The organism is Roseitranquillus sediminis (assembly GCF_016918935.1).
In the GTDB taxonomy this organism is placed as follows: domain Bacteria; phylum Pseudomonadota; class Alphaproteobacteria; order Rhodobacterales; family Rhodobacteraceae; genus Roseitranquillus; species Roseitranquillus sediminis.
The window spans coordinates 139,165-152,917 of the sequence record NZ_JAFFOB010000015.1 but is presented as its reverse complement, the minus strand read 5'-3'; the positions used below and the strand labels follow the sequence as shown (position 1 = coordinate 152,917).

General features: G+C 70.0%; 11 protein-coding genes. 1 reads left to right on the top strand and 10 read right to left on the bottom strand.

What is annotated here, in order from left to right:
• Positions 1 to 71: 71 nt before the first annotated feature.
• The 9 genes from JM664_RS08830 to JM664_RS08790 all read right to left on the bottom strand — a co-directional run bounded on the left by JM664_RS08830 (position 72) and on the right by JM664_RS08790 (position 11,918).
• Positions 72 to 728 (bottom strand): SDR family NAD(P)-dependent oxidoreductase, encoded by a 657-nt coding sequence (locus tag JM664_RS08830; RefSeq protein ID WP_227419546.1) that lies wholly within the window; start codon positions 726 to 728, stop codon positions 72 to 74.
• Entirely contained in the window at positions 728 to 1,813 is a 1,086-nt protein-coding gene (gene mraY / locus JM664_RS08825; RefSeq protein WP_227419545.1) for a phospho-N-acetylmuramoyl-pentapeptide-transferase, read from the bottom strand. Before mraY ends, JM664_RS08830 begins: the two co-directional genes overlap by 1 nt.
• Positions 1,813 to 3,276 carry a UDP-N-acetylmuramoyl-tripeptide--D-alanyl-D-alanine ligase gene (locus JM664_RS08820; RefSeq protein ID WP_227419544.1) on the bottom strand — a complete coding sequence of 488 codons (1,464 nt, stop codon included), beginning with the start codon at positions 3,274 to 3,276 and terminating at the stop codon, positions 1,813 to 1,815. Before JM664_RS08820 ends, mraY begins: the two co-directional genes overlap by 1 nt.
• Positions 3,277 to 3,388: 112 nt before the next feature.
• Positions 3,389 to 4,879, bottom strand: coding sequence for a UDP-N-acetylmuramoyl-L-alanyl-D-glutamate--2,6-diaminopimelate ligase (locus tag JM664_RS08815; RefSeq protein WP_227419543.1), 1,491 nt, complete (start codon positions 4,877 to 4,879; stop codon positions 3,389 to 3,391).
• Positions 4,880 to 4,892: 13 nt separating this feature from the next.
• Positions 4,893 to 6,674 (bottom strand): peptidoglycan D,D-transpeptidase FtsI family protein, encoded by a 1,782-nt coding sequence (locus JM664_RS08810; protein WP_227419949.1) that lies wholly within the window; start codon positions 6,672 to 6,674, stop codon positions 4,893 to 4,895.
• A complete protein-coding gene (ftsL, locus tag JM664_RS08805) occupies positions 6,671 to 7,018 on the bottom strand; it encodes a cell division protein FtsL (protein WP_227419542.1) in 348 nt (115 codons plus the stop codon). The genes JM664_RS08810 and ftsL overlap by 4 nt, the downstream gene beginning before the upstream one ends.
• 46 nt (positions 7,019 to 7,064) lie before the next feature.
• Positions 7,065 to 8,018 carry a 16S rRNA (cytosine(1402)-N(4))-methyltransferase RsmH gene (gene rsmH, locus JM664_RS08800; RefSeq protein WP_227419541.1) on the bottom strand — a complete coding sequence of 318 codons (954 nt, stop codon included), beginning with the start codon at positions 8,016 to 8,018 and terminating at the stop codon, positions 7,065 to 7,067.
• Between the two features lies 1 nt (position 8,019).
• The gene (gene mraZ, locus JM664_RS08795; protein ID WP_227419540.1) at positions 8,020 to 8,523 is read right to left on the bottom strand and encodes a division/cell wall cluster transcriptional repressor MraZ; all 504 of its coding nucleotides are present in this window, start codon (positions 8,521 to 8,523) and stop codon (positions 8,020 to 8,022) included.
• A gap of 941 nt (positions 8,524 to 9,464) precedes the next feature.
• Entirely contained in the window at positions 9,465 to 11,918 is a 2,454-nt protein-coding gene (locus JM664_RS08790) for an ATP-dependent helicase (RefSeq protein ID WP_227419539.1), read from the bottom strand.
• Between the two features lie 196 nt (positions 11,919 to 12,114).
• Here JM664_RS08790 and JM664_RS08785 point away from each other — a divergent pair, with 196 nt between their 5' ends.
• Positions 12,115 to 13,263, top strand: coding sequence for an alpha-hydroxy acid oxidase (locus JM664_RS08785; RefSeq protein ID WP_227419538.1), 1,149 nt, complete (start codon positions 12,115 to 12,117; stop codon positions 13,261 to 13,263).
• Between the two features lie 16 nt (positions 13,264 to 13,279).
• Here JM664_RS08785 and JM664_RS08780 read toward each other — a convergent pair whose 3' ends face one another.
• Positions 13,280 to 13,675 carry an EF-hand domain-containing protein gene (locus tag JM664_RS08780; RefSeq protein WP_227419537.1) on the bottom strand — a complete coding sequence of 132 codons (396 nt, stop codon included), beginning with the start codon at positions 13,673 to 13,675 and terminating at the stop codon, positions 13,280 to 13,282.
• Between the last annotated feature and the right edge of the window lie 78 nt (positions 13,676 to 13,753).

Genomic DNA, 13,753 nt, shown 5'->3' with positions numbered 1-13,753 from the left:
CGCCTGCGCGGCCCAACGGGAGGAGGCTACCGCCGCAGGCGGATGCCGACGACGGGCGGGAGCCGCCCCGCTCACCATCCCACCCGTTCCCGCCGGCGAAAGAACCCGCCCGTCGGTCCGTCCTCCGGCAGCGTCGCCAGCCACACCGCCGTCTCCGCCGACTCCTCCGGGCTGCTCGAGGCGTCCGGCCCGCCCATCCGCGTCCTGACCCAGCCCGGATCCATCGCGTTGATCTTGATGGTCGCCGGCAACTGCTGCGACAGCGCCAGCGTCAGCGCGTTGAGCGCCGCCTTGGCGACCCCATAGGCACCCGGCCCCCGGAGGCCGCGCGCGAAGGATCCGTAGCCCGAGGAGAGATTCACGATCCGCCCGCGTCCCCGCGCCGCCATCCCCGGCGCCGTCAGCCGGATCAGCTCGTAGGGCCCGCGCACCATGACCTGCATCGCCGCGGCAAAGCCCTTCGGATCCTCCAGCATCGGCACCTTCCGCAGGAGGCCCGCATTGTTGACGAGGATCGACACCTCGCCCGCCTCCGCGACCGCCTCGCTCAACTCCTGGGGCCGCTCGAGGTCCAGCACGACCGACCGGCACCCGATTTCGTCCGCCGCCGCCCGGCCGGCGGCCGGGTCGCGCGCGCCGATCACCACCTCGTGCCCCTGCCGCGCCAGCGCCGCCGAGATGGCACGTCCGATTCCGCGATTGCCGCCGGTGACGAGCGCCACCGCCATCAGCGCACCTTGAGCGTCGCCAGGCCGATCAGCGCCAGGATCAGCGAGATGATCCAGAAGCGGATGACGATCTGCGGCTCGGCCCAGCCCTGCTTCTCGAAATGGTGGTGGATCGGCGCCATCAGGAACACGCGCTTGCCGGTTCGCTTGAAGTAGAACACCTGGATGATGACGCTCAGCGCCTCGACCACGAAGAGGCCGCCCACGACCGCCAGTACGATCTCGTGCTTGGTCGCCACCGCGATGGCCCCGAGCGCGCCGCCGAGCGCAAGGCTGCCGGTGTCGCCCATGAACACCGCCGCCGGCGGCGCGTTGTACCACAGGAACCCCAATCCGCCGCCGATCAGCCCCGCCGTGAAGATCAGGATCTCTCCCGTCCCCGGCACGTAGTGCACCTCGAGGTAGTCGGTGAAGTCCACCCGTCCGACCGCGTAGGCGATGACGCCCAGCGTCGCCGCCGCGATCATCACCGGCATGATCGCCAGTCCGTCGAGCCCGTCCGTCAGGTTGACGGCATTCGCCGCGCCCACGATGACCAGCATGGCGAAGGGCACGAACACCACCGAGAGGTTCAGGAGCACGTTCTTGAAGACCGGGAACGCCAGCTGCCAACTCAGATCGGCCGGGTGCAGGAGCCCGGCCCAGGTTCCGGCGATGGCCGCCACGCCGAGGCCGATGGCGATGCGCATCCGCCCCGAGAGCCCCTTGGAGTTGCCCCGCGTGATCTTGTGGAAGTCATCCACGAAGCCAAGCGTCCCGAAGGCGATCGTCACGAAGAGGATCATCCAGACGTAGCCGTTGTCGAGCCGCGCCCAGAGCAGGGTCGACACGACCACCGCGCCCAGGATCAGCATGCCCCCCATGGTCGGCGTGCCGGCCTTGGTCTGCAGGTGGCTTTCCGGACCGTCGGTGCGGATCGGCTGCCCGTTCCGCTGGCGCTTGCGCAGGAGCGCGATCAGCGGCCGGCCGAACAGGAAGCCGAAGACAAGCGCGGTGAAGAACGCGCCGCCGGCGCGGAACGTGATATAGCGGAAGAGGTTGAAGACGTCGCCGCCGTCGGAGAGGGCCGTCAGCCAGTAGAGCATCAGGAAGCCCCGGTTCTGTCGTCCGGCAGCGGATGCCCGAGTTTCCGGATCGCGTCAACGACGAGGCTCACGCGGCTGCCCTTGCTGCCCTTTACCAGCACGACGTCGCCCGCGTCGAGCAGCTGATGCACCTGCCGCGCCAGCGCCTCGGCGTCCTCGGTCCAGCGGCCGCGCCGCTCCTCGGGCAGCGCCGCGTGCAGCGCGCGCATCCGCGGCCCCACGCAATGCACGCGCGCGATACGCGCCATCGCCGGATGCCGCGCCAGGTCCTCATGCAGCCGCGCCTCTTCCGGCCCGAGCTCCAGCATGTCGCCCAGCACCGCGATCCGCCGCCCGCGCGAGAACCGGCCGAGCCCGTCCTGCGGCTCGCAGGCGCCGAGCGTGTCGAGCGCCGCCGCCATCGAGGCGGGGTTGGCGTTGAAGGCGTCGTCGAGCAGGTCGATGGTCGCCCGCTCCTCGACCACGTCGAGCGCCAGCGTCTCGCGCAGGCCCCGTCCGCCCGGCGGTGTCCAACGGCCGAGTGCCAGGATCGCCCGCGCCCGGTCCGCCCCGAGCGCGTCCACTACCGCGAGCGCGCCCATCGCGTTCAGCGCGAAGTGCCGCCCCGGCGTCGCGATTTTGTAGAGCAGCGGCGTTCGCCAGGCGCGCCCCTGCGCCACGGTGCTGTCGCGCGAGAGCGTCACCGTCTCCAGCCGATGATGGTTGCCGCATCCCTCGCCGAAGCTCACGTCGCGCGCGCCCGCGGCCTGAGCCGCGCCGCGCAGGATCGGCGTCACCGCGAGGTCGCCCGGCAGCACCGCCACGCCGCCCGGCTCCAGCCCCTCGAAGATCGAGGCCTTCTCCACGGCGATCGCCTCAAGCGTGCCCAGCGCCTCCAGATGCGCCGCCGCGACGGTCGTGATCATCGCCACATGCGGCCGCGCGAGACGCGCCAGCGGGGCAATCTCGCCCGCATGGTTCATGCCGATCTCGACGATCGCGAAGTCCGCGGCTTGCGGCAGCCGCGCCAGGGTCAGCGGCACCCCCCAGTGGTTGTTGTAGCTCGCCTCGGCGGCATGGACCCGGCCCTGCCCCTCGAGCATCGCGCGCAGCATTTCCTTGGTGGAGGTCTTGCCGACGGAGCCGGTCACCGCCACCACCTGCGCCGCCACGCGCGCCCGCCCGGCTCGGCCGAGCGCCGCCAGCCCCTCCATCACGTCCCCGACCATAAGGAGCGGCGCCTCCGACGGCACGTCCTCCGGCACCCGCGAGACCATTGCCGCCGCCGCACCCCTGCGCAGCGCGTCGGCCACGAAGTCGTGCCCGTCCCGCGCCGCGCTCAGCGCGACGAAGAGGTCACCCGGCCGCAGCGTCCGCGTGTCGATCGAGACGCCCGTCGCGGCCCAATTTTTCGTCACCTCACCGCCAGTGGCCGCCGCCGCGTCCGCCGCCGTCCAGAGCGGCCCGCAGCCCGCTGCCGTCACGCGATCCTCCGAGCGGCGCGCCCCGCGGCGGGCGAAGAGGCCGGGGGACCCCAGCGTCCCCCGGCCGGCGAGCCCGCGCCCCCGTGGCGGCCATCGCGCTGCGCTCGGCCGCTCATGCGACCCGTCCGTCAAGCGCCGCGACCGCCACGCTCGCCTGCTCGGCGTCGTCGAACGGATAGACCGTCTCGCCCACGATCTGTCCCGTCTCGTGCCCCTTGCCCGCGATCAGGAGCGCATCGCCCGGCTGCAACGCGTCGACTCCGCGCAGGATCGCCTCAGCCCGGTCCGGAACCTCGATCGCGTCCGGCGCCGCCTGCAGGATCGCGCGCCGGATCGCCGCCCGGTCCTCGGTCCGCGGATTGTCGTCGGTGACGAAGGCAAGGTCGGCGTGCGCCGTCGCCGCCGCCCCCATCAGGGGCCGTTTGCCGCGGTCGCGGTCGCCGCCGGCGCCGAACACCACCACGAGCCGGCCCATCACGTGCGGCCGCAGCGCCTGCAGCGCCGTCGCCAGCGCCTCGGGCGTGTGGGCGTAGTCGACGTAGACCGCCCCGCCGTCCGCCCGCTCGGCCACCCGCTGCATCCGGCCCCGCACGCCCGCGAGGCGTGGCAGCACCGCGAAAACCTCGTCCGGCTCCGATCCCGTGGCGACGGCAAGTCCCGCCGACAGCAGCACGTTGCCGCCCTGGAACCCGCCGATCAGCGCCAGCCTCGCCTGCCGCGTCCGGCCGGCCCAGGAGTATCGCAGCGTCTGCCCCCCCGGCTCGAAGCGCTGGTCCAGGATCCGCAGCGCCGCCGCCTCGTGCCGCCCCACCGTCAGGATGTCCTGCCGCCGCGCCGCCACCCGCTCGGCAAGCACTTGCCCCTTCGCGTCGTCGAGGTTCAGGACCGCCACGCCGTCGTCCGGCAGCACCCGGTCGAAGAGACCCGCCTTGGCGGCGAAGTAGGCGTCGAAGTCAGGGTGGTAGTCCAGGTGATCCTGGCTGAAGTTGCTGAACGCTGCCGCCCTGAGCCGCACCCCGTCCAGCCGCCGCTGCTCGAGCCCGTGCGACGAGGCCTCCATCGCGGCGTGGGTGACGCCCGCCGCGGCCGCCTCGGCCAGCACGCGGTGCAGCGTCACCGGCTCGGGCGTGGTGTGCTTCAGCGGCGTACTCCACGCGCCCTCGACACCCGTCGTGCCGACATTCACCGCGGCGAGGCCGAGCGCCTCCCAGATCTGACGGGTGAAGGTCGCAACCGAGGTCTTGCCGTTGGTGCCCGTCACCGCGACGACCGTTTCGGGCTGCGCGCCGAACCAGAGCGAGGCGGCGAAGGCCAGCGCCTGGCGCGGATCCTCCGTCACCACCAGCGCGGCGCCGCTCGCCCCCATGCCGCTCGCCGCCAGTTGCGCGCCCTCGCGATCGGTCAGCACGGCGGCTGCGCCCATCCTGAGTGCGTACGACACGAACTCGGCGCCGTGCATGCGCGTGCCCGGCAGTGCGGCGAAGAGGTGTCCGTCGCGCACGTCGCGGCTGTCGACCGAAAGGCCGGTCACCCGCGCCTCGCGTCCGTCCCGGGCCGTCAGGCCCAGCTGCGACAAAGTGCGGATTCGGCCCTCTTCGCCCATCGCGCGGCTCCGGTCAGTTGCTGGCCCGGCTTAGCAGGGTCTCTCCGTCCTGTTCAACGGCAGGCCTGAGGCCGAGGAGCGGCGCCACGCGGCGGATCACTTCGGCGGCGACCGGAACGGCCGTCCATCCTGCCGTGCGCCGAGGCTCCTCGCCCGAGGTTTCCTCCGGCTCGTCGAGCGACAGGACGAGGACGTACTTCGGGTCGCTGGCCGGGAAGACGCTGGCGAAGGTGGCGATGACCTTTTCGTCGTAGTAGCCGCCGCTCGGCTTCGGCTTGTCGGCGGTGCCGGTCTTGCCGCCCACTTCGTAGCCCTCGACCTCGCCAAAGCTCGCGGTGCCGCGGACCACGACCTGCCGAAGCATCGACGCCGCCGCCTCGCTGACGGTCTCGGAGACGACGCGCGGACCGGGGTCCGGGGCGTCCTGCGCCAGCAGGGTCGGCGTGACCCGAGTCCCGCCGTTGAGGAGCGAGGCGTAGGCCGCGGCGAGGTGCAGCGGGCTGATCGAGAGGCCGTGACCGTAGCTGATCGTCATCGTCGAGATCTCGGACCAGCGCGGCGGCAGCAACGGGGCCGCGCCCGCCGCCTCGATCAGCTCGACCGGCGTCGGCTGCAGGAGGCCGAGGCTGTCGAGAAAGGCGCGCTGGCGCTCGGCCCCGATCATCATCGCGATGCGGGCGGTGCCGATGTTGGACGACTTCACCACCACGTTCGTGACCGACAGCTCGGGCCCGTAGTTGCGGAAGTCGCGGATTCGGAAGCGGCCCCAGGTCAGCGGGCCCTTGGTCTCAATCGTGGTCGAGGGGTTGACCAGCCCCGCCTCCATTGCCTGCGCGACGGTCACGATCTTCATCGCCGAGCCGAGCTCGTAGACCCCCTGCACCGCCCGATTGAAGAGCGGACTGTCGCCGGCGTCGCCGGCAGTCAGCGGCCGCGGCCGGTCGTTGGGGTCGAAATCGGGCAGCGACATCATGCTGACGATCTGCCCGGTATCGACCTCGATCAGGACCGCTGCCGCACCCTTGGCGTTCATCAGTTTCATGCCGCCCTCGAGCACCCGGCGCATGGCGGACTGCACCGTCAGGTCGATGGACAGGCGCAGCGGCTCGTGCGCGTGCGCCGGATCGCGCAGCCGCTCGTCGAGTGCCTTCTCGATGCCGGCGACGCCGATCACCTCGGCCGAATGCACGCCCTCCCGGCCAAAGCTCGCGCCGCCGAGTATGTGCGCCGCGAGGCGTCCGTTCGGGTAGAGCCGCATCTCGCGCGGGCCGAACAGCAGCCCCGGCTCGCCGATGTCGTGCACCGCCTGCCGCTGTTCGGGCGAGATCGTCTTCTTGATCCACATGAACTTGCGGCCGTCGGTGAAGCGCCGCAGCAGCGCTTCGGCATCCATGTCGGGAAAGATCCGCCCCAGCTCACGCGCCGCGCGCTCGGGGTCCACCATGTCCTGCGGGTGGGCATAGAGCGAGTGTGTGGCGAGGTTGGTGGCCAGCACGCGGCCGTTTCGGTCGACGATGTCGGCGCGGGTGGCGCTGATGCTGGAGGCCGAGGCGAGGAGGCGCGGCTCCTCCGGCTCCGACGCGGCCAGCGCCCCCATGCGGAAGCCGATGAGCAGGAAGGCGCAGACGAAGAACATGCCGAGTACCGTGAGCCGCCCCTCGGCGCGCTGGCGCGAGCGATCGCGCTGACTCTCGCGCCTGAGGCGCAGGTTCTCGCGCTCGATCGCATCGGGATTCTCGCCGCGGGCGCGGGCCTCCAGAATGCGCGGCAGCGGCCGGAGCGGCGTGCGCATCAGGGATACTCCTCGCCCATCTCCGCCAGGTCGACCGGGTCGGGCAGCACCATCGCATCCGCTGGCGGGAAGGCCAGCTCGTCGATCCGGGCGAACTGCTCGGGCCTCAGCGGCAGCAGCCCAAGCCGCTCGTAGTTCATCTCGGCCAGGTCACGCAGGCGCTCGGGCCGGTTGAGCCAAGCCCATTCCGCCGAAAGCACAGAACGCCGCTCGCGCAGCGTGCCAATCTGGGCGCGCAGCAGCTCGACCTCGCGCAACGCCGACTGGGTGCGGAAGTTCTCGCGGTAGGCCCATGCGGCCAGCGCCATCACGCAAAAGACAGAGATGATGTAGACGAGCGGTCTCATGAATGGTGCTCCTCGATACGAACGTGGTTCGGGGCGCGGACGGACGTCATCGCAGGCCTCCCACCTGCGGCAGGCCGAGCTCGCGCGGATCGACCTCCTGCGCCGGTGCGTCGGTCCGCTCCGCCACCCGCAGGCGGGCCGAGCGGGCGCGCGGGTTGCGGTCGGTCTCTTCCTCGTCGGCCGCGACGGCGCGGCCGAGAATGCGCCAGCGGGGAGTCTGCTCCGGGGCCTCTGGGGCAAAACGGTTGGCGCGGCCGCCTCCGCTGGAGCCGGACTGGAAGAAGCGCTTCACCGCCCGGTCCTCGATGGAGTGGAACGTCACCACGGCGAGTCGGCCGCCCGGCGTGAGCGCCCGCTCCGCCGCACCGAGGCCCTGCGCCAGCTCCCCGAACTCGTCGTTCACGGCGATGCGGATGGCCTGGAAGCTGCGCGTGGCCGGATGGCTCTGGCCGGGCTTCGCGCGCGGCAGGCATCGCTCCACCACAGCCGCCAGCTCGCCCGTGGTCCGCAGGGGACGCGCGGCGACGACCGCGCGGGCGATCCGGCGCGAGGCACGCTCTTCGCCGTAACGGTAGAGGATGTCGGCCAGCTGCCCCTCCTCGCTTTCGTTCACCACGTCCGCGGCGGTCGGACCATGATTTCCCATCCGCATGTCGAGCGGGCCGTCCTGTCGGAACGAGAAGCCGCGCTCGCCCTGGTCAAGCTGCATGGACGACACACCCAGATCCAGCACCACGCCGTCGAGCGGCTCCTTCGCCAGTTCGTCGAGCCGGCCGAATGTGCCCTCGACCAGCGTGAGGCGCGGCTCACCGGCCGCCCAGTCCCGCGCAGCGTCGAGCGCCGAGGAATCGCGGTCGACGCCGATGACGCGCTCCGCTCCCGCATCGAGGAGACCGCGCGCGTACCCGCCCGCGCCGAACGTACCGTCGAGCCAGGTGCCGCGCACCGGCGCCACCGCCCGCAGCAGGGGCTCGAGCAGGACAGGGACATGCACTGCCACCTCAAACCTCCGGCGCCCGGTCGAGCAGCGCGAGGATGTCCATGTCCTCGGGCATCTCGTCGAGCAGCGCGCGGGTCTTCGCGGCGTCGACCCGCTCGTAGGTCTCGGGCTTCCAGATCTGGAAGGTGTCGCCGCTGGCGATGAAGTAGGCCTCGCTCTCGATGCCGATCTTGTCGCGCAGCTTCTGCGGCAGGACGAGGCGCCCGTCGCTGTCAACCTCGGTGGGAAGCGACTGCCCTTGCACCAGTTTCTCCAACAGCCGCCGCTCGGGCGAGCCGCGGGGCATGGCGTCGATTCGGGCGTCGACCTCGTCAATCGCCTCGATCGTGAAGCATTCGAGGAACTCGCGGCGGTGATCGCCGTAGACGATGACGAGCTGCGGGCGGAGGCCCTCCTTCCAGTCGGGATCGCCGGCCTCGAGCACGCGACGGAAGAGTGCGGGGATCGAGACCCGTCCCTTTGCGTCGACCTTGTGGCGGCCTTCACCTCTGAACCTGCGCGCCAAGCCCGTTCCTTCGCCGTTCCCGTGAGCTGGTCACGAAAACGGCGGATCGCGCTGCTGCCACTGCCCGATCCGCCGCCCTCGTCCCGTCACCGGGTATGTCCGGTCGCGCGCGCCACCTGGGGGATGTCTGCTCGCCCGCGCGCCGGTTCTGCGATGAGTGAGGGCTGCCTGTATGAAACCTGCTTTGCCTTGTTCGGTGTCCGGGTCTTGGTGCCCGTCTGGCCCGCCTCATCTTGTGCAAACCTTATGTCATGGGATTCCATGGAACTCAAGGGAATTCTTGGGAAATCATGGCACTCGACGTGCAGGTCATGAAGCTCCTTCACCAGATGAGGTGGTTGTTGCCGCACGCGAAACACGAGAGGCACCAGATATAGGCGCAGAACTTTTCGCCGGCAGCGCCCATGACTTCCCGGGCACGGCCCACTGATGCGCCGAATCGCGCCACCGAAATGCGGGCGTGCAGATCCGGCTGTCGAACCCGTGGTGGTCCAGAGACTGCCGCGAAAATTATCACAGCGCCTTCATAATGGTCCCTTGTGCGCCATGCGGTTGCTGCATAGCAGCATTGTAGCGAAACCCATTGTGCAAGCGCAGCATAAAGGTCCAGATAGGGGCAGGCCCACGGTGGATCCTCCCTCCACCACGGGTTCTGACAGAAGGTCCTTCCTCCTCCCTGGGTCTTCTGACTTCTGGCGGCGACACCGACCTCCTCCCCGGTGTCGCCGCTTTTTTTTGCCTCGAGCTCGCAAGCATCGCGCCGCGGACGGTCGCACGTGTGATCTCCGCCGGCGCGCAAGCGCAGGCGGCGGCGAGGCCAAGCCGATCAGAGCCGAAGTCACCATGATCAGGACATCGGGAGTCGTCCGGGGAGAGTTACGGTGGAGACGGCCCCGAGGCGCGCGCTATTGTGCCGCGATGGCTGCGATCCTGCCGAGCGCTCAAAAGGGCACGTCGCCCGCCGCGTCGGCCGCGACAACGAATCTCGCGACGACCTTCTTCGACCCCGCCTTGTCGAAGGCAATGTCGAGCTTGTCGCCCTCGATCGCGCGGATGCTGCCGTAGCCGAACTTCTGGTGAAAGACGCGGTCCCCCGCGTCGAAGGCCGAGACCGCCTCGAGATCGATCACCATATTCGCCTGCTCGCGCGGCTGACTCATGCCGCGGGATTGCCCGCGGGTCTGAAGCCGCTTCCACCCGGGCGAGTTGTAGACGTTGGAACGCGAGGCACGCTCGTGCAGGTCGGAGCCCTGCATCCCGGCCAGCGCGGGCGAGGCCGTCGCCCCCATGCCGGCCGCGCCGTAGCCGCCGCCGTAGAGGCCCGGCGGCGTCAGCACCTCGACATGGTCGGCGGGCAGTTCGTCGATGAAGCGCGAGGGCAGCTGCGACTGCCATTGGCCATAGACCCGGCGGTTCGCAGCGAAGGAGATGGTGCAGAGCTCCTCGGCGCGCGTGATGCCGACATAGGCCAGGCGCCGCTCCTCCTCGAGCCCCTTGAGACCGTTCTCGTCCATCGAGCGCTGGCTGGGGAAGAGGCCATCCTCCCACCCCGGCAGGAAGATCGCCGGGAACTCGAGCCCCTTCGCGGCGTGCAGCGTCATCACGCTGACCCGCGGCTCGCCTGCGTCGGAATCGTTGTCCATGATCAGCACGACGTGCTCGAGGAAGCCCTGGAGGTTGTCGAAGCTCTCCAGCGCCTTCACCAGCTCCTTGAGGTTCTCAAGCCGCCCCGGCGCCTCGGGCGTCTTGTCGTTCTGCCACATCGCCGTGTAGCCCGACTCGTCGAGGATCATCTCAGCCAGTTCGATGTGGGAGCGAACATTTCGGGCCGGCGCGTCCTCCTCGATGACGAGCCCTTCGACTTCGCCTCCGGCAACGAAGGCACCTCCGGCGACATCGCGGTGCCAGCGATCGACCGACTCGACCAGAAGGCGGAGCTCGCGACCGCCCTTGCCGCCGATCTCACCGGACTGGACCAGCAGGCGTGCGCCCTCGTGCAGGCTCACACCACTCTCGCGGGCGGCGATCTGGATCCGCTGCTGCGCCTTGTCGCCGAGACCGCGCTTCGGTGTGTTGACCACGCGCTCGAAGGCGAGGTCGTCGTCGGGGCTGACGGCGAGGCGGAAGTAGGCCATGGCGTCGCGGATCTCGAGCCGCTCGTAGAAGCGCGGGCCGCCGATCACCCGGTAGGGCAGGCCGATGGTCAGGAACCGGTCCTCGAAGGCGCGCATCTGGTGGGCGGCGCGGACGAGGATGGCGATCTGGTCGAGCGGCACGGGCCGGAGGCCGCGGGTGCCTTGCCCCAGCGCCTCGATCTCCTCGCCGATCCAGCGCGCCTCCTCCTCGCCGTCCCAGTGGCCGATCAGGCGGACCCTCGCGCCGGCCTCGGCGTCGGTCCAGAGCGTCTTGCCGAGGCGCCCCGCGTTTGCGGCGATGAGGCCCGATGCGGCCGCGAGGATGTGCGGGGTCGAGCGATAGTTCTGCTCCAGCCGCACGACCTTGGCGCCGGGAAAGTCCTTCTCGAAGCGCAGGATGTTGCCCACCTCGGCACCGCGCCAGCCGTAGATCGACTGGTCGTCGTCGCCGACGCAGCAGATGTTGCGGTGCCCCTGCGCCAGCAGGCGCAGCCAGAGATACTGCGCGACGTTGGTGTCCTGGTACTCGTCGACGAGGATATGGCGGAACCAGCGCTGGTACTGCGCCAGCACATCGTCGTGCTCCTGAAAGATCGTCAGGACGTGCAGCAGTAGGTCGCCGAAGTCGACGGCGTTCAGGGTGCGCAGCCGCTCCTGATAGGCGGCATAGAGCTCGATCCCGCGGCGGTTGAAGGCGCCGCTCTCGGCCACCGGCACCTTCGCCGGGCTCCACGCCCGGTTCTTCCACTGGTCGATATGACCAGCGAGCTGCCGGGCCGGCCAACGCTTCTCGTCGATGTCCGCGGCCGCAATCAGTTGCTTGAGCAGGCGGAGCTGGTCGTCAGTGTCGAGAATGGTGAAGTTCGGCTTCAGCCCCACCAGTTCGGCGTGACGGCGCAGGAGCTTCACGCAGATCGCGTGGAACGTGCCGAGCCACGGCACCCCCTCCACCGTCTGGCCCAGCAGGCGCGCGACGCGATCCTTCATCTCGCGCGCCGCCTTGTTGGTGAAGGTGACGGCCAGGATCTCGTTCGGGCGCGCCGTCCCCGTGTCCAGCAGGTGCGCGATCCGGGCGGTCAGCGCGCGCGTCTTGCCGGTGCCCGCGCCGGCCAGCATCAGCACCGGACCCTGCAGCGCCTCGACCGCCTCCCGCTGCGCCGGGTTCAACTGGTCGAGGTAGGGCGCGGGCCGCGCCGCCATCGCGCGGGAGGACAGCGAGCCCGCCGCCTCAAATGCATCGCCATCATTAAAGCTGCTCATGCGTGCAACCTAGACCAGATGCCGCGCCGGATAAAGCCGCGTTCCACTTCCGTTCTGGCGTTCGTTAATCATGTCGAAACCAACAAATTGAATCGCATGCGCAGACGCGTTATGCGGATGGCGAACGCGAGTTCGTTTGCTGGAAACTGGAGGGGCGGTCCCTGTGCGGGAAGGCCCCTCGACTTTTTTGAGCGCCATGGATCTGGATCTCAGCCACCCCGCCATCGAAGACCTCCGCCGCACCGCCCGACACCGCATCCCTCGGTTTGTCTGGGAGTATCTCGACAGCGGGACCGGGGACGAAGCGTCGCACCGTGCCAACATGGCGGCGCTCGATGCGGTGCGCCTGAGGCCCGCCATCCTGCGCGGCACGGTGGCGCCCGACCTCTCGACCACGATCATGGGGCGCAGCCTGTCGATGCCGGTCGGGATCGCTCCGGTCGGCATGTCCGGACTGGTCTGGCCTGACGCCGAGCGGATCCTCGCCCGGCTCGCGGCCGAGCTCGAAGTGCCCTACGGCCTCTCGACCGTCGCGGCGCAGACGCCCGAGACGGTGGGGCCATGCGCCGGTGACCAGGGCTGGTTCCAGCTCTATCCGCCCGGTGACGCCGATATCCGGCGGGACATGCTGGCCCGCGCGCGAGACGCGGGCTTTCACACGCTGGTGCTGACCGCCGACGTCGCGGTGCCGAGCCGGCGCGAGCGTCAGCGGCGCTCGCGGCTGACGAATCCGATGAAGATGACGCCCGGCATCTTCCTGCAGGCGGCGATGCGGCCGCGCTGGGCGGTCGAGACGCTGCGGCACGGCAAGCCGCGGCTCCGCACCCTCGACAAGTATGCGCGCGAAGACAGGGACATGCCTGCAACCGGGCATGTAGGCTACCTCCTGCGCTGTGCACCGGACTGGGACTACGTCGCGGCGCTGAGGCAGGAGTGGGACGGCTCTCTCGTCGTCAAGGGCGTGCTCGATCCCGAGGATGCGGTGCGCCTGCGGACCGCGGGGGTGGATGGAGTCTGGGTTTCCAACCACGGCGGACGCCAGTTCTCCGCCGCGCCGGCGTCCCTCGACGTCCTGCCGGACGTAAGGGCAGCGGTGCCGGAGATGCCGGTCATATGGGACGGGGGCGTTCGATCCGGGACCGACGTCCTGCGCGCCATCGCGTTCGGCGCCGACCTCGTCATGTTGGGACGCGCTGTGCACTACGGTCTGGCCGCCTTCGGCGCCAAGGGGGCGCGGCACGTCTTTCACATCCTGCGCGAGGGGATGATCGCCGACATGGGCCAGATGGGACTGGCCCGGCCGGAGGAGGCGCGGGGCCGCCTCATGACGGCGGCCCCGGCCTAAGGACCGTCAGGCCGGCCTACTGGGCCTGACGCGCCCGCATGTCATCGCTGTAGGCGCCGAACTCGGCCTCGTCCCACATCTGGTCCTCATTCGCATCAAAGCGGCCGAACTCGCCTTGCGCATGCTCCTCGGCCGAGACATCGCCGGACTGGTCGAAGTCGTATTCCTCGAAGGAAACCATGTCGGAGACCGGCGACTCGATCCATTCCTCCTGGCTGACCATACCGTCTCCGTTCTGGTCGAGTTGCGAGAAGCTGGTCGATGCCATCGTCGCGGTGGCTGCCGTGAACTCTTCTTGGCTGACCATGCTGTCGGCGTCGGTGTCGTAATCCTGCATCGCCTGCTGCGCGGACGCCGCGCCAAGGCCAAGCGCGAGAAGGCCGGCGCCGACGCTAAGATATTTGCCGTTCATGACGTATCCTCTCTTTCGGGCACGTTGCCAATGCCTGCCCAACACCTGAACGTCCCGCGGGTTTCCCGCCCAACTAAA